General features: G+C 65.7%; 24 protein-coding genes. 9 read left to right on the forward strand and 15 right to left on the reverse strand.

What is annotated here, in order from left to right:
- Positions 1 to 26: 26 nt before the first annotated feature.
- Genes BMX78_RS16530 through BMX78_RS16550 form a run of 5 tightly spaced genes read right to left on the reverse strand, consistent with a single transcriptional unit; the run spans position 27 to position 4,799 of the window.
- On the reverse strand, positions 27 to 776 hold the full coding sequence (locus tag BMX78_RS16530; RefSeq protein WP_091421595.1) for an SDR family oxidoreductase: 750 nt from the start codon (positions 774 to 776) through the stop codon (positions 27 to 29).
- 53 nt (positions 777 to 829) lie between these two features.
- Positions 830 to 2,170 carry an MFS transporter gene (locus tag BMX78_RS16535; protein ID WP_091421598.1) on the reverse strand — a complete coding sequence of 447 codons (1,341 nt, stop codon included), beginning with the start codon at positions 2,168 to 2,170 and terminating at the stop codon, positions 830 to 832.
- Positions 2,171 to 2,225: 55 nt separating this feature from the next.
- Positions 2,226 to 3,281, reverse strand: a complete 1,056-nt coding sequence (locus BMX78_RS16540; RefSeq protein WP_286139076.1) for a 5-oxoprolinase subunit C family protein — start codon at positions 3,279 to 3,281, stop codon at positions 2,226 to 2,228.
- Positions 3,278 to 4,009: a 5-oxoprolinase subunit B family protein gene (locus BMX78_RS16545; RefSeq protein WP_091421599.1), complete on the reverse strand. Its 732-nt coding sequence runs from the start codon at positions 4,007 to 4,009 to the stop codon at positions 3,278 to 3,280. Before BMX78_RS16545 ends, BMX78_RS16540 begins: the two co-directional genes overlap by 4 nt.
- A 1-nt stretch (position 4,010) precedes the next feature.
- Positions 4,011 to 4,799, reverse strand: a complete 789-nt coding sequence (locus BMX78_RS16550; protein ID WP_091421602.1) for a LamB/YcsF family protein — start codon at positions 4,797 to 4,799, stop codon at positions 4,011 to 4,013.
- 507 nt (positions 4,800 to 5,306) lie between these two features.
- Here BMX78_RS16550 and BMX78_RS16555 point away from each other — a divergent pair.
- Both BMX78_RS16555 and BMX78_RS16565 read left to right on the forward strand, forming a co-directional pair.
- Positions 5,307 to 6,227, forward strand: a complete 921-nt coding sequence (locus BMX78_RS16555) for a LysR substrate-binding domain-containing protein (protein WP_091421605.1) — start codon at positions 5,307 to 5,309, stop codon at positions 6,225 to 6,227.
- 606 nt (positions 6,228 to 6,833) lie between these two features.
- Entirely contained in the window at positions 6,834 to 8,306 is a 1,473-nt protein-coding gene (locus BMX78_RS16565; protein ID WP_091421611.1) for an HNH endonuclease signature motif containing protein, read from the forward strand.
- Positions 8,307 to 8,637: 331 nt separating this feature from the next.
- Here the strand turns inward: BMX78_RS16565 and BMX78_RS16570 are convergent, their stop codons facing one another.
- Both BMX78_RS16570 and BMX78_RS16575 read right to left on the reverse strand, forming a co-directional pair.
- A complete protein-coding gene (locus BMX78_RS16570) occupies positions 8,638 to 9,315 on the reverse strand; it encodes a 4-carboxy-4-hydroxy-2-oxoadipate aldolase/oxaloacetate decarboxylase (RefSeq protein WP_091421613.1) in 678 nt (225 codons plus the stop codon).
- A 26-nt stretch (positions 9,316 to 9,341) separates the two neighbouring features.
- Entirely contained in the window at positions 9,342 to 10,550 is a 1,209-nt protein-coding gene (locus BMX78_RS16575) for an aspartate transaminase (RefSeq protein WP_091421615.1), read from the reverse strand.
- Positions 10,551 to 10,797: 247 nt separating this feature from the next.
- Here BMX78_RS16575 and BMX78_RS16580 point away from each other — a divergent pair, with 247 nt between their 5' ends.
- The gene (locus BMX78_RS16580) at positions 10,798 to 11,382 is read left to right on the forward strand and encodes a hypothetical protein (RefSeq protein WP_211482587.1); all 585 of its coding nucleotides are present in this window, start codon (positions 10,798 to 10,800) and stop codon (positions 11,380 to 11,382) included.
- Positions 11,354 to 11,776, forward strand: coding sequence for a universal stress protein (locus tag BMX78_RS16585; protein ID WP_091421617.1), 423 nt, complete (start codon positions 11,354 to 11,356; stop codon positions 11,774 to 11,776). The genes BMX78_RS16580 and BMX78_RS16585 overlap by 29 nt, the downstream gene beginning before the upstream one ends.
- Positions 11,777 to 11,885: 109 nt before the next feature.
- Here BMX78_RS16585 and BMX78_RS16590 read toward each other — a convergent pair whose 3' ends face one another.
- Entirely contained in the window at positions 11,886 to 12,524 is a 639-nt protein-coding gene (locus BMX78_RS16590) for a GOLPH3/VPS74 family protein (protein WP_091421619.1), read from the reverse strand.
- A gap of 144 nt (positions 12,525 to 12,668) precedes the next feature.
- On the opposite strand from BMX78_RS16590, the gene BMX78_RS16595 reads away from it, so the two are divergent.
- From BMX78_RS16595 to BMX78_RS16615, 5 genes are read left to right on the forward strand one after another with little or no spacing between them, the layout of a single operon-like run.
- Positions 12,669 to 13,577 (forward strand): MurR/RpiR family transcriptional regulator, encoded by a 909-nt coding sequence (locus BMX78_RS16595; protein ID WP_091421621.1) that lies wholly within the window; start codon positions 12,669 to 12,671, stop codon positions 13,575 to 13,577.
- Between the two features lie 26 nt (positions 13,578 to 13,603).
- On the forward strand, positions 13,604 to 14,575 hold the full coding sequence (locus BMX78_RS16600; protein ID WP_091421624.1) for an NAD(P)-dependent oxidoreductase: 972 nt from the start codon (positions 13,604 to 13,606) through the stop codon (positions 14,573 to 14,575).
- A 31-nt stretch (positions 14,576 to 14,606) separates the two neighbouring features.
- Entirely contained in the window at positions 14,607 to 16,154 is a 1,548-nt protein-coding gene (locus BMX78_RS16605) for an aldehyde dehydrogenase family protein (RefSeq protein WP_091421627.1), read from the forward strand.
- Positions 16,155 to 16,189: 35 nt separating this feature from the next.
- Positions 16,190 to 17,416 carry an amidohydrolase gene (locus tag BMX78_RS16610; protein ID WP_091421630.1) on the forward strand — a complete coding sequence of 409 codons (1,227 nt, stop codon included), beginning with the start codon at positions 16,190 to 16,192 and terminating at the stop codon, positions 17,414 to 17,416.
- On the forward strand, positions 17,413 to 18,819 hold the full coding sequence (locus tag BMX78_RS16615; RefSeq protein ID WP_091421632.1) for a DUF3100 domain-containing protein: 1,407 nt from the start codon (positions 17,413 to 17,415) through the stop codon (positions 18,817 to 18,819). The genes BMX78_RS16610 and BMX78_RS16615 overlap by 4 nt, the downstream gene beginning before the upstream one ends.
- A 238-nt stretch (positions 18,820 to 19,057) precedes the next feature.
- Here BMX78_RS16615 and BMX78_RS23165 read toward each other — a convergent pair whose 3' ends face one another.
- The 7 genes from BMX78_RS23165 to BMX78_RS16640 all read right to left on the reverse strand — a co-directional run.
- Entirely contained in the window at positions 19,058 to 19,210 is a 153-nt protein-coding gene (locus BMX78_RS23165; RefSeq protein WP_167344656.1) for a hypothetical protein, read from the reverse strand.
- A gap of 39 nt (positions 19,211 to 19,249) precedes the next feature.
- Positions 19,250 to 19,486 (reverse strand): hypothetical protein, encoded by a 237-nt coding sequence (locus BMX78_RS16620; RefSeq protein ID WP_091421635.1) that lies wholly within the window; start codon positions 19,484 to 19,486, stop codon positions 19,250 to 19,252.
- A 110-nt stretch (positions 19,487 to 19,596) separates the two neighbouring features.
- Positions 19,597 to 19,815: a hypothetical protein gene (locus BMX78_RS22810; protein WP_139204997.1), complete on the reverse strand. Its 219-nt coding sequence runs from the start codon at positions 19,813 to 19,815 to the stop codon at positions 19,597 to 19,599.
- 5 nt (positions 19,816 to 19,820) lie between these two features.
- A complete protein-coding gene (gene purU, locus BMX78_RS16625) occupies positions 19,821 to 20,753 on the reverse strand; it encodes a formyltetrahydrofolate deformylase (protein ID WP_091421637.1) in 933 nt (310 codons plus the stop codon).
- Positions 20,750 to 22,237 (reverse strand): D-serine/D-alanine/glycine transporter, encoded by a 1,488-nt coding sequence (gene cycA / locus BMX78_RS16630; RefSeq protein WP_091421640.1) that lies wholly within the window; start codon positions 22,235 to 22,237, stop codon positions 20,750 to 20,752. The genes purU and cycA overlap by 4 nt, the downstream gene beginning before the upstream one ends.
- Positions 22,227 to 23,063, reverse strand: coding sequence for a methylenetetrahydrofolate reductase (locus tag BMX78_RS16635; protein WP_091421644.1), 837 nt, complete (start codon positions 23,061 to 23,063; stop codon positions 22,227 to 22,229). Before BMX78_RS16635 ends, cycA begins: the two co-directional genes overlap by 11 nt.
- Before the next feature lie 111 nt (positions 23,064 to 23,174).
- The coding region (locus BMX78_RS16640; protein WP_502686303.1) for a lipoyl synthase at positions 23,175 to 23,609 on the reverse strand (435 nt) is incomplete at its 5' end.

Below are 23,609 nucleotides of genomic sequence, written 5' to 3' on the forward strand. Positions count from 1 at the left end.
GGTGGAACTGGTTGGCGTGGCGGTGGCTAGCGCCGGTCGAACGTGAGGCCGCCGGGCACCTGGAACGTGGGCATCAGTTCAAGCATGCCAACATTTACGTGCCGGGGTGTTTCGATGGCGTAATCCATGGCGTTGACGATGTCATCGGTGGTCAGCGACTCGTAGCCCTCGTAGTAGGTCTTCCACGCCTCTTCCATGGCCTCCGGCGTTCCGCCCATGTTGCGGCCGAAGATCTCCGTCTCCACCCGGCCGGGGCAGATTTCGGTGACGCGGATGCGCTTGCCCACGGTGTCGTTGCGGAGCTGGCGGGAGATCTGGTGCACCGCGGCCTTGGTGGCGTGGTAAACCGTGTGGCCGTAGAAGTTGTACACGCCGGCGATGGAGCTGACGTTGATGACGTGCCCGCGGTCGCGTTCCACCATGCCCGGCAGCACCAGCCGGGTCAGCTGCAGCAGGCCGCGGAGGTTCACGTCGATGAGTTCGTCGATGTCGCCCTCGCTGGAGTCCAGGATGTTGCCTGGCCGGGAGACGCCGGCGCAGTTCACCAGGATGTCCACTTCAAGGCTTCCGACGGCGGCAGTCAGGGCCGCGGTGTCCGTCAGGTCCACCACGTGGGGCACTGCGCCGGTTTTGTCCGCGAGTTCCTTCAGGCGGTCCTCGTTCCGGGCTACGGCGTGGACGGTGAGTCCGCGCTTGGCCAGGCGTTCGGCGATGGCGGCACCCATGCCGGTGGAGGCACCGGTCACCAGGGCGGTTGAGTAGTCAGAAAAAGTCACGGATATCTCCTGTGGGCAGCTCGGGGCTGCGGTGGTAGTTGTCGCGGGAAAGGTCAGGCGTCGCGGAGCGGCAGGTGCGCCCGGTCCTTCACCGTGCTGACGGCGGCGAGCGTGCCCAGTGCGGTAATCACGGCGTAGAAGGCAGGCATGTAGATGTTGCCGGTGGACGAGATCAGCCAGGTCATCAGCAGCGGGGCGGTGCCGCCGAAGAGTGCCGAGGAGATGTTGTAGCCCAGGCCGTAGGCGGAGTAGCGGACGCGGGTAGGGAAGAGTTCCACGATCAGGATGTGGATCACTGCCGTGTGGCCGGCGAAGACCACTGCCATGATGCAGGCACCCAGGATGGCCAGGGCCATCTCGCCGGTGGCGATCAGGGCGTAGGAGGGGATGCCCAGGACGGCCATGGCGATGGCGGAACCGGCGATGACTTTCTTGCGGCCTACCCTGTCCGAGAGTGCGCCCATAAACGGGATGGCGATGCAGATGACCACCAGGCTGCAGGCGGTGACCAGCAGTGCCTCGCCGATGGTGAAGTTGAGCTGCTTGCCCTTGAGGAATGTGGGCATGTAGGAGAACAGGACGTAGTAGCCGGAGCCGTTCATCAGCGGGATGAACAGGGCCAGGAGCATGGCGCGGCGGTGCTCTGCGGAGGCGAAGGCTTCCTTGAGCGGGTTCTTGGACAGCCCGCCTTCTTCCTTGAGCTTCTGGAAGTTGGGGGTGTCCGCGATGGCCTTGCGGATGTACCAGCCGATGATGCCCATGGGGATGGCCACCAGGAACGGAATGCGCCATGCGAACGCACCGAACCCGCCGCCGTCGATCGCTGCCTGGGTGAGCCACGGGGACATGGAGAAGGCAACCAGGGTGCCAGTCAGCAGTGCGGCGAAGGAGGCGATCTGGGCGTAGGAGGTGATGATGCCGCGCTTGCCTTCCGGAGCGTGCTCGGCGAGGAAGGTCATGGCGCCGGCAGCTTCGCCGCCCACGGAGAAGCCCTGCAGCAGCCGGAGCAGCACCAGCAGGATGGGCGCCGCGATGCCGATGGCCGCGTAGTTGGGCAGCAGGCCGATCCCGGCCGTGGCCACGCTGATCAGCAGGATGACGAAGACCAGTAGCTTTTGCCGCCCTATCCGGTCGCCCAGGTAGCCGCAGACCACGGCGCCAAGGGGGCGCACGAAGAAGGAGACGGCGTAGCCGGCGAAAACGAACAACAGGGCGTTGTCCGGGTTGCCGGGAGCCAGGAAAACAAGGGCAAGGGTCCCCGCCATGAAGGCGAAGATGCCGTTGTCATAAAGTTCCACAAAGATGCCGACGCAGCCGGCCGTGACGACCTTGCGGGTCTGCTTGCTGCTGAGCCGCTCTTGGTGCGGCTGGGCCGCATGCGTAGAAGTGGACATGGCTTTCCTTACTTAAGGGGATGGTAACAAGGGTTTGACGCTGGGGCGAGGGTGTTTAGCTTCCTGCGGCCGGCGCGAGCCGGGGCCATTCTGGTTGGTTGCTGTAGTGGTTGCTTGGCTGGTTGCTTGGTGGGTTGCCTGGCTGGTCGCCGATGCCCAGGAGGGCGAAGACGGTACTGACGGTGGAGCGGAGTGTTTCCAGTTCCCGGAGCGCTGCGCGGTATTTGGCTGTTGCTTCCGGGACGGAGGTTCTTCGGAAGGTGATTTTGTGGCCGGGGCGGGCCTGGGCAAGGACGTCCAGCGAGCGGCTGGTGACCACTGCCAGGACGGGGTAGCCGGCGGTGACCCCGCGGCCGCGGTGCAGCACCAGGAGCTCGTCCCGGGAGGGCACCTCGATGGCGCCCACCGGGACGCCGCGGGACAGCACCTCGGCCGTGGACTGGCGTTCGGGAAGGGCCCCGCCCAGCCGCAGGCCGATGTGGTTGCTCCAGGCGCTGACGGTGTACTCGGTGTTGTAGAGCAGGTCCGCGGTGCCGCCGAACTCCTCCACATCGGGTCCGTCCGTCACCTCCACCACGGCCGTGCTGGTGAATTGCGGCCGGGTGAGGCCCAGGCGGAAGAGGGGAAGGTCGAAGTATGGCTGGCGGATGGGCGGAACGTTGCGGAAAGTCTTCAGTTCCCTGCCTTCGATGAGCCGCAGGCCGAAGCCGACGACGGTGTCCGGCGCGCAGCTGCCCAGCAGAACCGGCGCCTCCACTGAGCCGTGGACGGCGATGTAGGCGCGCAGGCCGCCGTCGATCCTTCGGAGCGCCACCGTCTCCCCCGCCCTTACGGACACCGGCTCCCACTGCTGGCACTCGCGCCCGCCCACCGTGAGGTGCAGGGGTGCGCCGGTGACGGCGATGAGGAGGTCCGTGGTGGCCCGCATGCGGAAGTCCAGTGCGGTAACTTCCAGCAGCGGGGCGTTGTCCGGATTGCCGGCAAGGATGTTGGCGGCGCGGGCCGAGAACTGGTCCAGCGCGCCGTTCACGGGCAGCCCGAACCGGGGTCCGCGGAAGCGTCCCAGGTCAGTTACCACTGAGTTGCCGGGCTGCTGGATGACCAGGCTCATTGTGTCGCCTCCAGTTTCCTGCCGGCGTACTTCGCGAACTCTTCGGGCTGGATCTGTTGGAAGCGCAGGGTGTCGCCGGGGACGTAGGGAACCAGTGGTTCGGCGGCGACATCTAGGACGGTCAGGGGGGTCTGGCCGATGACGCACCAGCCGCCTGGCGCCGCGGCCGGTGCAATCACTGCCTGCCGGCCGGCCACCGATACTGCCCCTGCGGGCACGGACAGCCTGGGGTCCTTGAGGCGGGGCACAGGGAAGGGGAAATCGGGGCCGTCCATCATGGGCGAGCCGGCGGGGGCGCCCAGGCAGCGGATCACGTAGGACTTGGTGGTGTGAAGGGCGATGATGTCCTCGACGGAGAGCTGCTGTTGTTCGGCAACGCGCTCCAGGTCCGGGCCATATTCGCCGCCATACACCACGGGAACAAGGAATTCGCGGGGTTCCCGGGCGGGGGCGCCGGTGAATTCGAGCTGGCGCAGGCCCAGAAGGACGAAAGCCCGGACCTGGCGCGCTGAGGTGACGCCGGGATCGAATTCCACGAGAAGTGAGTCGTAGGTGGGCACTGCCCCGTGGACGCCGTCGATACCGGCAGCGTCCAGCCAGCCGGCGAGGGCATGGACCGTCGCCCAGTTTGCCTCCCGGTCCGGGGAGGACGTGACGACGCGGAGGGCGGCGTCACCGGATTCGAACACCTCCACCGGAGGCTGTGCTGGAGTTGGGGTGGCGGGCATGTCAGGCGGCTTTCACTTTGGCGGCGAGGACCTGGGCGAGCGGTGCAATGGTGACGCCGGCGCGTTCCAGTTCAGCGCGGACCTGGCGGGCCAGCTGGACGGCGCCTGGGGTGTCCCCGTGCAGCAGGATGGTGTCGGCAACGATCGGGAGGTCTGTTCCGGCGACGGTTTCGATGACGCCTTCGCAGACCATCCGGATGGTGCGCTCGACAATGGCCGAAGGATCGTGGATGACGGCGCCGGGACGGCTGCGCGGCACCAGGGTGCCGTCCGCTTCGTAGGCCCGGTCTGCGATGCCCACAATGCCCACAGGGAGTTGGCGGGCCGCGGCGGCATCAGCGAGTTCGCCGTCCTGGGCGAGGACGATGAGATCCGGGTTGATGCGGGCGGCCGCGTCAGCCACGGCTTCTGCATAGTCGGGGCGCGTCGCCACGAGGTTGCCGAGGCGGCCGTGCGGTGCAAGATGGACGACGCCGGCGCCATGGTAGGCGGCGAAGGCGCTGAGGGCTCCGAACTGGTACAGGATGTCGTTGCGGACTTCGTCCGCTGTGAGGTCCATGGCGCGGCGGCCGAATCCACGGAGGTCCGGGAAGCTGGGGTGGGCACCGATGCTGACGCCGCGGCGCACGCATTCGGCCACAGTGGCGTTCATGATGTCCGGATCTCCGGCGTGGAAGCCGCAGGCGATATTGGCGCTGGACACCACTTCGAGCAGGGCCGCGTCGTCGCCCATGGAGTAGGCGCCGAAGCCTTCTCCGAGATCTGCCACGAGATCAACTGTGGGTCCCATCTGAGCCCTCCTTGGGTGTTTTGGCGCAGCGCTGTACAGCGGCACAGCGCCTGTTGCCTGAAGCGGAAGTGGTGGGGACCAGCCTGTGGGGCTCTGGTCCGGTTGCCCGGGTTGCCGGGCTTGTAGAAAAAAGTCTGACACCGGGACTTTGATCACACAAAGACGTAATCCATGTCACGGGATAGGCGGGGGTTATGACCGCCGGACTGTGGCATAGAGAGTCCATATGTCATCTCCTCCACTAAAGGCCTGTTGCCCGCCAATTCCGGTTATCGATCGCCTTCAAGGTAGGTGCCGTACATTTCCGGAATGTTAAAAGGAATGGCTCGGAGCAGTTAACAATTTACTTATGCAAAAAGCATCTGACGCCATCAGGAAATTGCATGATTGGCCGGGGGTAGAATGACTGATTAGTGAATTAGCGTTCAGGACAAGGATGTTCCGGACGGCGACGTTCCCGACAGGGACGATCTGCACGGTGACGATCTGAACAGGGAGAGGGCGGCCATGGATACGCGAAAGCTTGCGTACTTTGTCCAGATCGTGGATTCGGGAAGCATCACCAAGGCGGCCGCGGCGCTGCATGTAGCCCAGCCGGCACTGAGCCAGCAGGTTTCCGCACTGGAGACGGACCTCAAGCAGCGGCTGCTGATCCGCAGCAAGCAAGGTGTGGTGCCCACTGCTGCAGGGCACACGTTGTACCGGCATGCGCAGTCCATCCTGCGCCTCGTTGACCAGGCCCGGCAGGACGTTGCCAAGTCCGGGGCAGCCCCTTCCGGCCGCGTGTCTATCGCCATCGCGCCGTACAGCATGGCCTCGAGCCTGACTCCCCGGATCATCAGCGAAGTGGCGCGCAGGTACCCGGACATCGTCCTGCACGTTACAGAGATCTATGGAGGCGTCCTCAGCGAGGCCATCAAGAATGGCCGGCTGGACATGGCCCTCATCTACGAGCCCGGTCCCATCCGCGGCGTACTGTTCACCACCATGATCGTGGAGGACCTCCACTTTGTGGTCAATGCCAACCGGGAGGACGTCAAGCACGCGGACGGCGAGATCTCCCTGGAGGAAGTGTCCCGCCACGGACTCTTCCTGCCCGAACAGATCCACACTCTTCGCCAGGCTGTCCAGGCGGGGCTCACCAGCAAGGGGCTTGAGCTGCGGCTGGTGGGCGAGGTGGAATCCGTTCCGTCACTTGCCCGGTTGCTGCGCGCTGACCTGGGTGCCACCATCATGCCCAAGTCCGCAGCGGATGCCCTGTTCCACGAGGAGGACTTCAACGTCCTGCGGATCGTAGACCCGGCACTCCAGTGCAAAATCGCCCTGTGCACCCCGGACCACGATCCCCTCTCGGAAGCGGCGTCCGCAGTCCTGCTGGTCCTCAAGGAAATGCTTCAGGAAATGCTCAACAATAAGTACGCCCGCTAGTTTCCATAGCACGCGCTTATTGGGTCACGCGTCTTTGGTCTTAGCGCTGCTTAACCGTGGATCCTAAAATTAATTCAAGGCCGGAATTTATGGCCGATTCAATCCTTGAAGAATTAATTGGAGCACGCCGTGAAAAAGATAGATACGTTGCGGAGGATTAGCGGTAAGGGTCTGGGCCTGATGGCCAAAACTGGATTCCACTGCCCGGCGAATGGATTCTGGCGTCCTGAGGACCGCTCGATGGACCCTGTTTTCGTCTTCGAGGGCAGCCTCATGCCGGCAGGCACGGGCGGGTCCACGGTGTGGCTGCTGGAGGACGCCATGTTCGGGCCGCCGGAGTACCCGCTTCCGGCACGTTAGAAGGCTCTTCCGCGGAAAGCTGCCAATTCCATATTCGGCCCCGCGTCTTCCGCCTGGCCGGCGTTTCCCCAGGCCTGCCCCTTCCCTAACCAAGCCTGCCTTTTCGTATCGGGACCTCCCCTTCCTGTCTCGGTTTCCTGCCCACTCCGGCGCTTGCTCCCAATCTGGACAATGGCGCCCGTCCGGGTCATCCCATCCCCGGCCCCTCCCTCGAGGAATGTCAGACCCCCTTGTGATGATTGATGCATGGGGAAAGCGGCGGTGGTGAAGGCGTTTGAGGACATCAAGGCCGCCCTTGCCGTGCTCAATGCCGAGGCGGATGGGTGTGGTGCGGAGCCGTTCTCGGATGCTGATCCGCTGGCCGGTTTGGCTGATGGGTGCCTGGACATCCTGGCCGGGGCGCGCACCGTGGAGGCCCGGATCGCGGGTTTGAAAGCCCGGGCTGCGGTGACGTACGCGGACACTGCCCACGCCATCGCGGGGCCGGGCGCCCCGGTACAGGCACTGGAAATGGCTGTCGCCGCGGAAATCGGCGCCCTCCTGGCCCTCGGTCCCCGGGCAGCCGGCGCGTTCCTGGCCGCGTCCCACGCCGTGTCCAAGGAGTTGCCGCTGGCATTCTCGGCGTTGCAGTCCGGGACGATCACCTGGCCGCACGCCCTGGTCATGGTGGAGGAAACCGCCGGCCTTGACCCCGCCGGCGCCGCCGCACTCGAGGCCCACTTCCTGGACCCGGACGTGCCCCGGCCGGCCACGGCTGCCCCGGTCGGGGAGTTGCCGGCGTACCGGTTCCGTGCCAAGGCCAGGAACTGGCGGGAACGCCACCACCCCGAATCCATCGAGAAACGCCATGCCAAGGGTGTGGCGGACCGGCGGGTGGAATACCGGCCGGATCGGGACGGGATGGCGTGGTTGTCAGCCTGCCTGCCCGCGGACCAGGCGATGGCGGGCTGGAACCGGCTCACCGCCCTCGCCCGCGGGATGCAAGGACCCGACGAGTCCCGCACCCTCACCCAGTTGAAGGCCGACAAGTTCACCGATGCGATCCTTGGCAGCGGCAACAACGCCGGGTCTGCCGGTGCAGGCGGTGACGACTCCGGTACGGCGGCTGGCCCGTCGTCGCGGATCCAGGCGCAGGTGCTGGTCACCGTGCCGGTATTCTCCCTCGAGGGCCTGACCGATGAGCCCGCCATGCTGGACGGCTACGGCCCGATCCCGCCTTCCATGGCCCGGCGGCTAGTTGCTGAAGGTGCCGGTTCGTTCTATCGGGTGCTGGTGGATCCGCGGGACGGGGCGCCCATGGAGATCGGCCGTACAAGCTACCGGCTCACCAAGGCCATGAAAAAAGCCCTGCAGCTTCGGGACGGAAGATGTACTTTCCCCGGCTGCAACAACCCATCGCTGGACAACGAGGCAGACCACCTTCAAGCCTGGGAGCATGGCGGCACCACCGGGATCAGTAACCTGGCCCAGCTCTGCCCGAAACATCACCGCCTGAAACACGTCACCGGCTGGACGCCCATCCCGGCCACCCAAACCGGGCCACCGGGCTGGACCTCACCCACCGGCCGCCACTACAAAGCCGAGCACCACGACTGGGAACCACCACACTGGCCTGCCCAACTACAGTCCGCGGCTGGGGATCCGCCGGACTTTGTCTACCTTGGGCTCTCCCCAGGCGAAGAAGCACTCGAGTGGTTCCTGCACGCCCCACCCGCCTGACTCGTTGCTGGGTTTCGGGTTTCGACAAGCTCAACCACCGACTTGGTCACGCCCGGACGGGGAGCCGGCGGCCGTGGGCCAGGCTAAACCAGCGGGTTCTGCTCCCCACCCGACTGACTCGTTGCTGGGTTTCGGGTTTCGGCAAGCTCAACCACCGGCTCAGTCATGCTCAGTGGCAGGCTCAACCACCGGATGAGTCGTGCCCGGCCGCAGAACCAACCACCGGGCTTTGGCGTTTCGACAAGCTCAACCACCGGGACGCAGCGAAGCCGCCGCAGGACCAGATCCGCGGCGGCTGCACTGCTGCTTCAGTGCCGGCATTCTCAGGCTCCTAGGCCTGCTCGACCAGCAGTCCCTTCTCCTTCAATACATCCGTGAGGTTGCACAGGTCGATGGTGGTGCCGCCAGCCTTGTACAGGCTGATGAGCTCGCGCTCGGCGTCGTCGCGTTCCTGCGAAAGACGGATAACTTCCTCGATCTCGTCCTTGCGGACCACCACAACACCGTCGGCGTCGCCGCGCAGGACGTCGCCGGGGTAGATGATCTCGTCGCCGAACACTACCGGGTGGTTGATGGGGCCGATGGTCTCTTTGACGGTGCCCTTGATGGACACGCTGCCGGAGAAGACGGGCAGCCCCAGCTCAATGAGGTCCTGGGTGTCGCGGACGCCGGAGTCCGTCACCAGGCCGGCCAGGCCCTTGGCTTTCATGGCGTTGCCGAGGACGTCGCCGAAAGTCCCGGCTTCCTCGTACTCCCCCGCGGCGGCCAGGATCACGTCACCGGGTTGGGCGTAGTGAATGGCCACCTGCAGCATGAGGTTGTCCCGCGGCGCACAGCGGACGGTGGTGGCCGGGCCGCAGAAGGACATGGACCTGTCGATGGGCTTGATGCGGGAGCTCAGCGCGCCCTTGCGCCCCTGTGCCTCATGAATGGTGGCCGACGAGAACTTCGCGAGCCGGCTTACGGCGTCGGCGCTGGGGCGGTCGATGGTGGTTTTAACGTGAATCACGGCGTTAGTTCCTTCGGTGGGTTGGGTCAGTTGAGGGCCTGGACGGCCTTGTCAATGGCAGCGATGGACTCCTCGATGACATCCAGGCTGGTGGCGTAGGAGATGCGGAAGTACGGGCCCAGGCCATAGGCCGATCCCTGGATGACCGCCACGGAGGCGGCCTCCAGCAGGTAGAGCGTGAAGTCCTGGTCGTCGCTGATGACTTCGCCATCCGGCGTCGTCCTGCCAATAACCCCCGCACAGTTGGCGTAGGCGTAGAAGGCGCCTTCCGGCGTCGTACATGACAAACCGTCGACGGCGTTCAGGCCAGCGACTGCCGTATCCCGCCGCTTGCGGTACACCTCCAGGCTGTCCCGAACGAATCCCTGATCTCCGGTGAGGGCCGCGACGGCGGCGGCCTGGCTAACAGAGGAAGGGCAGGACGAGATCTGGGACTGCAGTTTGTTGATGGCGGCAATCACCGGAGCCGGTCCGGCCGCGTATCCCAACCGCCAGCCGGTCATGGCGTAAGACTTGGATACGCCATTGACGGCGAGGACGCGGTCCTTCAGTTCGGGGGCCACCTCCACCAGGCTGGTCAGCTTACCCTCGCCAAAGTAGATCTGGTCGTAGATTTCATCGGTGAGAACGGAAACGTGCGGGAAGCCGGCCAGGACATCGGCGAGCGCCCGCAGTTCGGCCGGGGAGTAGACGGCGCCGGTGGGGTTGGACGGTGCGTTGAGGATGACCCACTTCGTGCGGTCGGTCAGGGCACCGGTCAGCGCGTCGGGCGTGAGCTTGAAGCCAACGTCCTCGCCGCACGGAACCACCACCGGGGTGCCGTCGTTGGCCAGCACCATGTCCGGATAGGAAACCCAGTAGGGGGCGGGGACAATCACTTCGTCGCCGGCGTCGAGCGTTGCCATGAATGCGGTGAAGATGACCTGCTTGGCACCGCCGCCGATGGTGATCTCGGCAGGGGTGTACTCAAGGCCGGTCCGCTGCGCCAGGGTCTGGAGGATGGCCTTCTGCAGGGCAGGGGTGCCGGTGACGGACGTGTATTTGGTTTCGCCGCGGCTAATGGCCTCAACCGCTGCTGCCTTGATATGCGCCGGGGTATCGAAGTCCGGCTCGCCAACTGTGAGATCGAGGATGCGGCGCCCTTCCGCCTTCAGTTCACGCACACGGGCGGCGGCGGCCACGCTGGCGGAAGACTTGATGCGGGACACCCGCGATGCAGGGACAAATTCAGGCATGGTCTTTTCCTAGGGAGTCAGGAGCGAGCGGTACTCGTTTCTTCGACACTAGGGAAATCCGGCGGGTATGGATAAGACCAATACTGCGTGGACGGATAAGCGTCCCTTATGGCTGGCAAGCCCACACTTTCCCGTTATGGGTCCACTCACAATTGGTATTTCCGCCAGCATCCGACACTGCCTAGCCTCGAAGGTGACCCATCCGGGTACGTGGCCCATCCGGCAATATTCCAACCGAGGAGTGACCTTGGCCGTTACGCACCATGGCGACGCCGGCTACTACCGCTACCGCGGAATGCCCAGGCCTGAGAAGCCGACCGTAGACGCGGAGAAGATCCGGACGCTGCTAAAGGCGAACCGGCAGCGGCTTGCCTTCAACGCGAGCAGCAGCCGCCCCGTGTCCGCCCGGCTGAACCAGCACGTTGCGCAGGCGCTCCGGGACGGCCTGAAGGTCACCCGCCTCGCCGACGCTGCCGGCCTCTCCCGCTGGAACATCCGCACCATCGGACTGACATACGACGACCTGCTGCCCTCCGGCCAGCCCGCCGAACAACAGCTCGCCGTCATCACAAGCCTGAAGTCCGAGCTCGCCGAACTCGAGGAATCGCGGGCCGCACTGGAGGCCCGGCGGCTGATCCTCCTGGCTTCCGCCCGCAGGCTTGGAGTGATGGACGAGTTCGAACTCGCCGCGCTCAGCGGACTCCAAAGTGACGCCATCCGCAAAATGACCTGGGGCAACAAGTCCAAGTTCTCTAGACTGGCTCCTGAACGCCAAGTGACGGATACCAATAAAGGAGCAAAGCATGAGTGGAGTAGTAGTTGTAGGTGTTGACAGCAGCCAGTCTGCAAGGAAGGCCGCTGAGGCTGCGCGGGACCTGGCGGCCTCGCTGGGAGCGTCGCTGCACATCGTCACCGCGTTCGAGACCGAGAGCGCCGAAACGTTCGGGGTCGGGTCCGACCAGGTGCGGATCTCCAACGCGGACAGCGCCGGACTTGTAGCGAACGAGCTGGGCAGGTCGGGGCAGCGCGTTGAGATCACGCACTCGGCCGCCCGCGGCAAGCCGGCTGATGTCCTGATCAAGGAAGCAATCCGCCTGGACGCGAAGGTCATCGTGGTGGGCAACCGCAGGATGCGCGGCATCGGCCGGCTCCTGGGCAGCGTGGCCAACAGCGTGGCCCACAACGCCCCCTGTGACGTCTACATCGCCAACACGTACGACGACTGACGGCTCACCCTACATAAAAACAAAAGCAAAGCGGACGACGGCGGAACTTCCCGCCGTCGTCCGCTTGCGTTTAACGCCCGTTCCAGGGAGCGCGCTGCCGCAAGGAGTGCTAGGTGGCCGCCTCCGCCTCCGCCAGCGCGATCATCCGGATTTCCTCGGCAACTGCGTGGGAGGGCCAGTGGCTGTTGGCTATGTCCCTGGCCCGGTGGTGATCAGCATCGGCAAAGAGCTTCTCCAGCAGCCCCGTCACATGCAGCAGACCGATCAAGGCCGTGGTGCGCGCATCGGCTGTTCCGCTTCCCAGCCCGGCCTCAATGTCCTTGAGGAGCGCCGCCTTGGGCGCATGGTCCTGCTCCGGATACCGCGTGATCCTGAACAGGCCCAGGCGCTTTTCGCCAACGTGCCTCACCACGCCCTGCGCAGCCAGCTCCTCGTAAATCCGATGCACCTCGGCACGGCTTTCCAGGATTGAAACCCAGCGATGGGGCGTGTGCGGCCTGGATTTATGGCGGATGAGCTCCAGGTGGTGCTGAACCTCGGCGGGCACGGGGGCGCCAGTAACCCTGACGTGCTTGCCCTGCAGTTCGATGGCACCGAGCAGATCCAGCTCCGCCAGGATTGCCCCGGCCACGCCGGCCTGCAGAAGGGGCTGGGTGATTTCTGCCCCGCCGTCGGCATCGTTGGTTGCCAGAAGGAGGAACGCCTGGGGAAGGCTCAGCTCCCGGGCATTGGGAGATTCAGCATCCATACCACTATGGTCCCGCGGGAATCGGGCCACCACAATGAGGATTTGTCTCCGCGAAACGCAAACCACTGGAAGCAATCAAAATTGCAGAGTACATTTAATGCAATCGCCCTTGCAGAGTGATCTGCGTTACAGAACAGGTCTTCCTTGAACACCAACACCGCAGAAGCGGAAGCCTCCGCACCTGTTGCCAACGGCAGCAACGGTGCCGGGGACAGCTCCCAGGCATGGCTCGGCGACGCGATCCCGGATGTTCCGCTCACCAAGGCACAAAGCCGGGTAGTGGAGGTCATCACACGGAATCCGCAGCTCTCCTCCTACGCGGACATCGCGGAGATCGCTCAGCGGGCCGATGTCAACAACTCCACCGTGGTCCGCGCCGCGCAGCACCTTGGCTACCGTGGCTGGCCGGACCTGCAGCGGGAACTCCGTTCGCGCTACCTCGTGATGATTTCCACGGAGGACACCCTCACCGAGCACGGCGAACACCGCAGCCCCTTGCACGACGCACTGAACCACGACGTTGAAAACCTCCGGCTGACCCTCGAATCGAATACAGCAGACGAAGCCGAGGCCGCCATTGCGGCGATGGCCGCGGCGAAGTCCATCACCGTCGTCGGGATCGGCTCCTTCGCCGGCCCCGCAAGCGTGATGGCCCACCTCGGCTCCACGATGGGGTATCCCATCTCGCTGGAAAACCGCGGCGGCGTCCACCTGGCTTCGAGCACCAACACCCTTGGCGCCGGCGACGTGCTGGTGGTGATCAACATGTGGCGTTCGGTCCGGCAGGTCATCGTGGCCGCCGAAGCCGCCAAGGCTGCCGGTGCCACGGTCATCGCCATCAGCGACATGCGCCGCGGCCGCCTCGCAGCCGCCGCCGACCACCTGCTGGTGGTGGCATCCGAGGGCATCTCCTTCTTCCAGTCGGTCACCGCCGCGAACTCGCTGGTCTACGGGTTGCTCGCCGGGATGGAGGCGGCCCATCCCGAGCGCAGCCGGGCCGCCATCCGCCGCACGCAGCAGCTGTGGAAAGACCTCGACATCTACCTCGACTGACCCGCCTTAACTTCGCAGGAGTATTGATGAATGACCAGATCGATCGCCGGATAGCCGTCATCGGGCTCGGTGCCATGGGCGGCGCAATGGCCGCCACCCTCCACAAAGCCGGCTGGGACGTCACCGGCTTCGACCCCTCTGGCGAGGCACGTACCGCCGCGGAACAAACCGGCATCAAAACTATTGCCAACCTCGCGGATGCCGCCGGGACACCCTACGCCGTGCTCTCCCTCCCCGCCGCCAGCATCGTGGAAAGCACCGTGCCCCAACTCCTCAAAGAGCCGGGCACCGTGGCGATTATCGACACCACCACCTCCGAACCGGGCACCAGCAAAACCATGGCCGAGCTTGCCCAAACCCAGGGAGCGGCCTTCGTGGACGCACCCGTCTCCGGTGGCCGCGACGGCGCAGCCACCGGTTCGCTGAGCGCCTTCGTCGGCGCCACGGACGAGGCCCTCGCTGCCGCCGGGCCCGTCCTCCAGGCATTGACGGGCGGGAAGTACAGCCACATCGGCGGCCCCGGCAGCGGCAATGTGGTCAAGCTCCTCAACAACGTGCTTGCGGCCGCCAACCTCGTCTCGGTGGGTGAAGCACTGGGCGTCGCCAAGGCCTACGGCATCGACCCCGCCACCGCCGCGGCCAGCATCAGCAATGCGTCCGGGGGCAGCAAGGTCTCTGCCAACATGTACCCCAACTGGGTGCTCAGCGGCACGCACGACTCCGGTTTCTCCCTGGGCCTGATGGCCCGGGATGCCGCCCTCGCCGTGGATGTGGCCGCCCGGATCGGCGAAAAGCCCGCACTCTTGGCCGCCGTGGCCAGTCAGTGGCAGGATGCCCTGGCCGCGCTCGGACCGAAGGCTGACTTCACCGAAATCGCCCGGACCGTGGCCCCGGCCATCACTCCCGCCGGAGCACCAAGCAACGCACCAAGCCTGAAACCTGACACGGCACCTGGCGCGGCACTCGGCACCCCTTCAGGCACCACCGCAGGCACCTAACACCCAACCCGCAGCCCAAAGGAACACCACATTGAGCGTCACAACAGCACCAACCTCCTCCTCGGCAGCCACCGCTAAGAATGTCCTGGATTCAGCCTTTCCCGCCGGTCTGGGCGCCTTCGTCGACGGCAAGATAACCACCGGCAGCGGCGAGTCCATTACCCTCACCGCGGCTGCCACCGGCGAACCGTTCGCCACCTACGCGGACCCCGGCGCCGAGGGTGCCAACGCCATCCTGGAAAGCTCGACGGCGGGTGCCAAAGTCTGGGGCGCACTGAACGGCTTCGAACGGGCCGCCATCCTCCGCAACGTCAGCCGGGCGGTGGAACAGCACGGGGAGGAGCTCGCCATCCTCGAATCCGCCACCACCGGCAAGCCCATCCGCGACACACGCGCCGAAGCCGCCAAAGTTGCTGAAATGTTCGGCTACTACGCCGGCTGGGCGGACAAGCTGACCGGCCAGACCATTCCCGTTCCCGGCAACTGGCACACCTACACCGAGCGCGTCCCGTGGGGCGTCGTCGTGGCCATCACGCCCTGGAATGCTCCCTTGTTTACGGCCGGCTGGAACTCCGCGGCCCCGCTCGCGGCCGGTAACGTGGTGATCATCAAGCCCAGCGAGTTCACCCCGGCCTCATCGGTCCGGCTCGCCCAACTGGCGCACGAAGCCGGGCTGCCGGCAGGCGTCTTCAACGTGGCGGCCGGGCTGGGCCAGACTGTGGGCGCGGCCCTCACCACGGACCGGCGCGTGGGCAAGGTGAGCTTCATCGGCTCCGTCCCCACCGGCCGCCGCGTCGCCGTGGCTGCAGCCCAGGCCGGGATTCCCGCCCTGCTGGAGCTCGGCGGGAAAAGCGCCAACGTCGTCTTCGCGGACGCGGACCTGGACCGTGCCGCGGACGGCGCCATCTCGGCCATATTCTCCGGCGCGGGCCAGTCCTGTGTGGCCGGATCGCGCCTGCTGGTGGAGCGCCGCGTCCACGCAGAGTTCGTGGAGCTGGTGGCTGCCAAGGCCGCACGGCTCCGGGTGGGCGACCCGCTCAGCGCGGACACCGAGGTGGGCCCCATCATCACCGCCCAGCAGTTCGCCACCGTCACCACGCTCATCGAGGCAGGAATGAACGACGGCGGCCGCCGGGTCACAGAAGCCGCTTTGCCGGAGTCCCTGGCCGGGTCAGCCCTGGCCGGCGGGCACTGGGTGATGCCCACTCTGTTGGATGGCGTCACCCCGGCCAACCGCCTCGAAACCACGGAGGTCTTTGGTCCCGTAGTGGGCGCCGACGCCTTCGACACCGAAGCCGAAGCCATCGCCCGGGCCAACAACACGAACTTCGGCCTGGCCGGTGCCGTCTGGACCTCCGACGTGTCCCGCGCCCACCACGTGGCCCGCGAAGTGAAGGCCGGCACGTTCTGGATCAACTCGTACAAGACCATCCACGTGGCGGTTCCGTTCGGCGGCTTTGGCGATTCCGGCCACGGCCGCTCCTCCGGCCCCGGCGTGCTGGACGAATACACGCAGACCAAGGCCATCTGGGTGCCCACCCGCGCGGCCGGGTCGCCCTTCCCGTCCCTGTCCTACTAACCCGCCCTAAACGCTGCACCCAAAGGAAGATGCCCATGGAACTGACCAACCCATTCCCCGCCCCGGCGGCCCTTCGCGGCACCCTGGCAGACGGCGTCGACCACTGGAAACCCCGCGTCCAGGCATTGGCGCAGGAAATCCACGCGTTCAAGGAGATCTCCTTCGAGGAGGTCCGCTCCGCCGGGGCCATTGCCACCCTGCTGGAGGAAGCCGGCTTCGAGGTGGAGCGCGGCACCTCGGGCCTGCCCACCGCCTTCTCGGCGAGCGCGGGAAGCGGCGAACTGACGGTGGCGCTGTGCGTTGAGTACGACGCGCTTCCGGACATCGGCCACGCGTGCGGGCATAACCTGATCGCCGGCGCCTCGGTGGCCGCCGCCCTCGCCCTTCTCCCCATGGTGGACGATCTTGGCATCACGCTGAAGGCCATCGGCACCCCGGCCGAGGAGCATGGCGGCGGCAAGGCGCTGATGCTGGAACGTGGAGCGTTCGACGGCGTCGGGCTGGCTTTGATGGTCCACCCTGTCCAGGACGGGCTCACCTACAATCCCACCGGCACCAGCGCCCAAGCGGTGGGCCGCTACAAGGCGACGTTCACCGGTAAGGCGGCCCACGCCGCGGCAGCCCCGCACCAGGGCGTCAACGCGGCCGATGCCGCGGTGCTGAGCCAGGTGGCCATCGGACTGCTGCGCCAGCAGATCCCCAGCGACCACCGGATCGCCTGCTTCGTGGCCGAGGCCGGGCACGTCACCAACATCATTCCGGAAAAGGCGGTGGTTCAGTTCGAATGCCGGGCCTTCACCCTGCCGGAATACGAGGCCCTGCACCAGCAGGTCCGGAACTGCTTCGAAGGCGCCGCGCTGGCCACCGGAACAACGCTGGTCGTCGAGGAAGCGGAACCGCTGTACGAACCGCTGCTCCAGGATGACGCCCTCGCAGCGCACTGGACCGACGCGATGGAGGCCTTCGGCAAGGACACCTCGCGGTCGTCCGGCCTCAGCGGAGGCTCCACCGACATGGGCAACATCTCCCAGGTCATCCCCTCCCTGCACCCGTGGCTGAGCATCCCGGGTGCGGACGTGCCCATCCACTCGCACGCGTTTGCCGCACTTGCGGACACTCCCGGGGCGTACGGCGTGATGTTCGAGGCAGCGGTCGCGCTGGCCTGGACCGCCGCAGCCGCCGCCTCAACCCCCACCGAACGGGACCGCTTCATCAAAGCCGCGTACCGCCGTCGTACTTTCACGCAGGAAGGCACATCATGAGCACCACCAAAACAGCCCGGTCTGATAAGGCCGGGGCCAAGCTGACCATCCCGATCGCCGCCCTGGCCCTGGTGATCGCCGTGGCGGTCCAGTTCATTGGGCAGGTGAAAATCGATGTGGGAATCGGCTCCATCATCATCTTCCCCATGGTGTGGGGCCTCATCCTGGGCCTGCTGGTCTCGATCCAGAAGTTCAAGCCCCTGGGCATCGACCTGCAGCGGGTGGCGGCAGCCCTGGTGGGCGTGGCCGTATTGCTCCTGGTGGCCCGGCTGGCGTTCAACATCGGACCCAGCCTGCCCACCCTGCTCAAGGCCGGACCCGCGCTGCTCCTCCAGGAGGTGGGCCACCTGCTCGGCACCATCGTGCTGGCGCTCCCCCTGGCTGTGCTGCTGAGGATGGGCGCGGCAACGGTGGGCGCCACGTTCTCGCTGGACCGCGAGCCCTCCTTCGCGATGGTGTCCGAGAAGTACGGCCCTGATTCGGACCAGTACCGCGGCGTTCTGGCCATGTACGTGTTCGGCACGCTGTTCGGCGCCGTCTACATCACGCTCCTCACCTCGCTCGTGGCCAACTGGAAGATCTTCGATCCGCTGGCCCTGGCCATGGGCGCCGGCGTGGGGTCCGGCTCCATGATGGCGGCGTCGGCGGCGAGCATCGTGGCCGGCTACCCCGCGGACCAGGAAGCCATCCTGGGCATGGCGGCCGTGTCCAACCTGATCACCACGGTCCTGGGCGTTTACGTCGGCATTTACATCGCCCTGCCGCTGGCCGACCGGTTCTACCGGCTCCTCACCCGCAAGCAGACCGCACGCGAAGAAGCAGCCGTGACGGCTGGCGCACCGGCCGGCGCTGCCGGGGCTTCCGCCGGTGCAGCGGCAGCACGTACCGCAGCGGACATGGACCGCGAGATCGCCCAGGCGGAGGAAAACCGGCGGTTCCGTGAGCGCGTGGCCGAGTCCGCCGCAGCCATGAAACTGCCGCTATGGCTGTCCCTCTCGGTCCTCACGGTCCTGGGCATCGCGACGGCGTCGGTGGCGGCGAAGGGCTTCAGCCTCACCATCGTGGCCGGCTACGCGGTCATGCTGGTTTTGGTCCTGGTCAGCATCGCGCTGGCGAAGGCCACCCGGAAGATCTCGGCCATCATTTTTATCACCACCATTGGCGCCTACATCTCCAGCCCGTGGTTCTTCGCGGCGGAACCGTTGAATGCCGCGGTCAAAACCGTCGACTTCCTCTCCATCGCCACCGTGATGCTGACCCTGGCGGGCCTGTCGCTGGGCAAGGACATCCCGCTGCTGAAAAACATCGGCTGGAAAATCATCCCCGTGGGCCTGGTGGCCGTCACGGCGTCGTTCCTGCTCTCCACGGTGATTGCGGAATTCGCCCTTGGCCTCTGGCACTGACTCCCGACCAAGACTCCCGACAGCCCGGTCCACAGCAAAGCGGACGACGGCGGGACCTCCCGCCGTCGTCCGCTTGCTTAATCGTCGGCTCGCCGGAAGTAAGGGTGCGGGCCACCTGGACCACTGGTATTGCTCCGCGCCCGAAGGCGGAAGGAACCATGCGCCCAACACGGCCAGCGCACTAATCCAGGTTGTTGCCTGCCGTTTCCGGCCCGCACGGTCTTTGGGCTGGAGCGCGTCAGACGCTGGTTCTGCGCTTCAGCCAGCCCCAGACAGCGGTGGCCACAAACAGGATCAGGCCGATGAACGCCAGCCACAGCAGGCCCTTGATCACGAAGCCCAGGATCGACAGAACAAGCCAGATGATAAGCAGTGTGATGATTAGTCCCATAGGGGAAGCTTAGGCCAATCCCGGACCGCGCATGCCGCGTTAGGTCGAGGCGTCCCGCTCAATTTCCTCGGCGAGGTCGTCCACCGCTTCGGGGCGCAGGTTGATTCCCGCCTCATCGAAGCGTTCCTCCAGCACGTGGCTTACGTCGTCCTGCACATGCCCCAGCCGGATCTCGTCCTTGACCTCTTCGGCAATGCTTTCGGCGGTTTCCACGGCGTCAACCTCCTCCATGTTGTCGTCGTCAAAAGGGGCACCGGTATCAGCTGCGTCAGTCATACTTCATCGTTGCGGCTCCGCGGCGGGCGGTCAATGATGGGAACGGCGAAAAAGGCAAAAGCGGACGACGGCGGAACCTCCCGCCGTCGTCCGCTTCGGTTGTCCGGGGCCTACCCTGCGATCTCCACTTTGACGAAGTCCTGCCGATGGAACATCCGGCGCTCGGCCCAGCCGTCCATCACCACCCAGATGATGGAGCCGTCCGGTGTGGTGCCGTCCACCACGCCGCAGCCCAGGGGCACGCCGTCCCGTGAGAGGCGCACCCACTGCCCCACCGGCAGGGCATTCCAGGAAACGCGCCGCCAACTGTGCAATCCAGTAAGGTTCATTGCGCCTACCGGAGGATGACCGTGCGGTTGCCCAGCAGCAGGATCCGCCCCTCGCAATGCCAGCGGACGGCATTCCGGAGGGCAGCACACTCGGCGTCCCGGCCCACCGCCACCAGGTCGTCCGCCGTGTAAGTGTGGTCCACCTCGATGACCTGCTGCGCGATGATCGGGCCCTCATCCAGTTCCGCATTGACGTAGTGCGCGGTGGCACCCACAGTCTTCACGCCCCGCTCGTACGCCTGGTGGTAGGGCTTGGCGCCCTTGAAGCTGGGCAGGAACGAGTGGTGGATGTTGATGGTCTTGCCCGCCAACCTGGCCGAGAGCTCATCGCTGAGCACCTGCATGTAGCGGGCCAGGACCACCAGTTCCACGTCGAGCTCATCCACCAGTTCCAGGAGCCGCGCCTCAGCCTGGGGCTTTGTGGCAGCCGTGACCGGCACGTGGAAGAACGGAATGCCGTGCCACTGCACCAGGCCTTCCTGGTCGCGGTGGTTCGAGACGACCGCGACGATCTCCACCGGGATGTCACCCGTGCGCGCCCGGAACAGGAGGTCGTTGAGGCAGTGCCCCATCTTGGACACCATCACCAGCACACGGCGTTTCCGGCCCTGCGGCTCCAGCTTCCAGTTCATCTGCCACTTCTCCGCCACAGGCCCGAACTGCCGGCGCAGGTCCTCGGTGGTGAGAGGTTCCTCCGGGCTGCGTTCGGACGAGTCCGAGGCGAAGTGCACCCGCATGAAGAAGTGCCCCTGCGCCTTGTCCCCGTACTGCTTGATGTCGACGATGTCGCAGCCGTGCTCCAGCAGGAACGCCGACACCGCGTGCACAATGCCCGGCGATTCGGCACAGTCAACGGTCAGGATATGTTCGACGGCGGCAGCAGGTTCCCCAGCTGCCGCCGCCGCCGCGGGGGCTGGCGTTTCGAGCGCCGTGCTCATTTCTTGGCCCCGTCTTCCACAGCTCCGAAGTCGCGGCCGATGGTGGACGCCTCGGTGTCCAGGTCCTGGGCAAGCTCGGACTTGAACGTCTCGTAACGGGCCAGGTGTGCGGGCCGGCGGCGCAGCACCAGCCACGCGGCGCCGAGCACCAGGAACCAGACCGGCGTGACCAGCAACGCCAGCAGGGTATCCGGCTGGGTGGTGAGGGCCCAGAGGACAAAGGCAAAGAACGCGAACACTATCCACACCATAGGAATCCCGCCGGGCATGCGGTACTTGGACGCCTCGTGCAGGTGGGCGCGGCGGCGGCGGAACGCGAGGTAGCTGGCCAGGATGATGGACCAGACAAACACGAAGCAGACGGCGGACACGGTAGTCACCATTTCGAAGGCCTTGCCGATGTCCTGGCCCGCGTACATCAGCACTACGCCGGAGAGCAGCAGCACGCAGGAGAGGAACAGGGCATTCTGCGGCACTTTTCGGGTGGACAGGTGGCGGAACACTGACGGCGCGTCGCCTTCCTGTGCCAGGCCGTAGACCATGCGGGAGGTGGAGTAGATCCCGGAGTTGGCCGAGGACATCGCCGAGCTGAGGACCACCAGGTTCACCACGGTGGCGGCGGCGCCGAGGCCGGCCAGGGAGAACATGGCGATGAACGGGCTGTGGCCGGCCTGGAACTGGGTCCACGGGGTGACGGACATCAGGATGATCAGGGCGCCCACGTAGAACAGGAGCACGCGGATGGGGATGGAGTTGATGGCCTTGGGCAGGTTCTTCTCCGGATCCTTCGCCTCCGCGGCGGTGGTGCCCACCAGTTCAATGCCCACAAACGCGAACACCGCAATCTGGAAGCCGGCCACAAAACCCATGAACTCGTTCGGGAAGAACCCGCCGTGGCTCCACAAGTTCGTGAAGGTGGCAGGGCCGGCGTCGGACTGGAAGCCCGTGAAGATCATGAACATGCCCACGATGATCAGCGCCGCGATGGCGATGATCTTGATCAGCGCGAACCAGAACTCGGTCTCGCCGAACGCCTTCACCGTCACCAGGTTCAGGAACAGCAGGATGGCCACGGTGGCCAGGCCCGGGATCCAGAGCGGCAGCCCCGGCCAGAGTTCCTTGGAGTAGCCGGCGATGGCGATCACATCCGCGATTCCGGTGATTACCCAGCAGAACCAGTAGGTCCAGCCGGTGAAGAAGCCCGCCCAGGGGCCCAGCAGGTCGGCGGCGAAGTCGCTGAAGGATTTGTAGTTCAGGTTGCTCAGCAGCAGTTCGCCCATGGCCCGCATCACGAAGAACAACATGAAGCCGATGATCATGTAGACGAAAATGACGGACGGACCTGCTGCGGAGATGGTTTTGCCCGAGCCCATGAACAGGCCCGTGCCGATGGCGCCGCCAATGGCGATCAGCTGGATGTGCCGGTTGGTAAGCTGCCGCTCCAAGTGCGGTTCCTGGTGGGTTGTTACGGGTTTAGTGCTCACGTGCTGCTCCTCGAATCATCGTTGGTTGAAGTGCTGCGGTAGTGGATGTCTGCTCCGGTCCGGCTGGGACCGGGTCAAGGCTGTTGAAGCTGTAGAGGTGGATGCCGGCGATGCTGCCCGGCTGGCTTTCCAGGCCGTCGATCAGGCTGTCCGGCGAGTAGCGGTCGCCGCTGAGGAGTTTGCGGGCCAGCGGGCCCTTGCGGCTGAGGAACTTCAGGGAACTTCCGACGCCGATCTGCCCGGCGAGTGCCACCAGCCTGGTCCGCGGGACGGCCCCCGCCACACCGGCCCAGACGGGAAGGTGAACGCCTTCACGGCGCAGGAGAGCTGCATAGTCGTGGATTTTCTCCGGAGAGAAGCACATCTGGGTAACCACGTGCGAGGCCAAATGCTGCTTGGCCAGCAGCCCGTCCAGCAGGTCCACCGGGCTCACGGCAGGGTGGCCCTCGGGGTAGCCCGCCACACCGGCCCGCATGGTCCCGCCGGTGTACTGCGCGATGTCTTCGAGGACCGGAAGAGCCGAGTCATAGACGCCGGCCGGCTGTTTCCGGTCTCCCCCAATTACGAAGACTTCGCGGATGCCCGCTGCATCGCAGCCGCGGACAATTTCGGTGAGCTCGGCCCGGCTGCTGATGCTCCGGGCGGCGAGGTGCGGCACCACGGTGTAGCCGGCGTCGCTGAGCTCCACCGCGGTGCGCATGGTCCGTTCGATGCCGTGGTGCGGCAGGCACGTGACGCTGAGCGTGGTGGTCCTGGGCACCAGGGCCTGGACCTGCTCCACGATTCCCTGGGCAGGGATGATTTCGATTCTGATGGGGAACTTCATTGGTCCTGTCTATGCATCAGGTATGGGTCATCCGTTCCGGACTGCAACGCGGGGTCACTCCCGGCCCGATGTTGGCGGTTTTTTGGGCCGGATGTGACCCCGCGTTGTGGTTTAGGAAGCGGCGAGCAGTGAGCTGGCTTCCTGGCGGGTGGTTCCGGAGTCCTGGATGCCCTCGGCGATGTGGGCCAGTTCGGCGGGGATGTCCCGGCCTTTCTTGCGCATGGCGGTGGCCCAGAGCCGGCCGGCGCGGTAGGAGGAGCGCACCAGCGGGCCACTCATGACGCCGAGGAAGCCGATCTCGGTGGCCTCGTCCTGGAGGTCCACGAACTCCTGGGGCTTGACCCACCGGTCCACCGGCAGGTGCCGCTCGGACGGGCGCAGGTACTGGGTGATGGTGATCAGGTCGCACCCGGCCTCATGCAGGTCCCGCAGCGCTTCGGAGATCTCTTCACGGGTTTCGCCCATGCCCAGGATCAGGTTGGACTTGGTCACCATACCCAGGTTCCGGCCCTGCGTGATCACATCCAGGGACCGCTCGTACCGGAA

Origin of the sequence: Arthrobacter sp. OV608 (assembly GCA_900110595.1) — a bacterium.
Classification (GTDB): Bacteria; Actinomycetota; Actinomycetes; order Actinomycetales; family Micrococcaceae; genus Arthrobacter.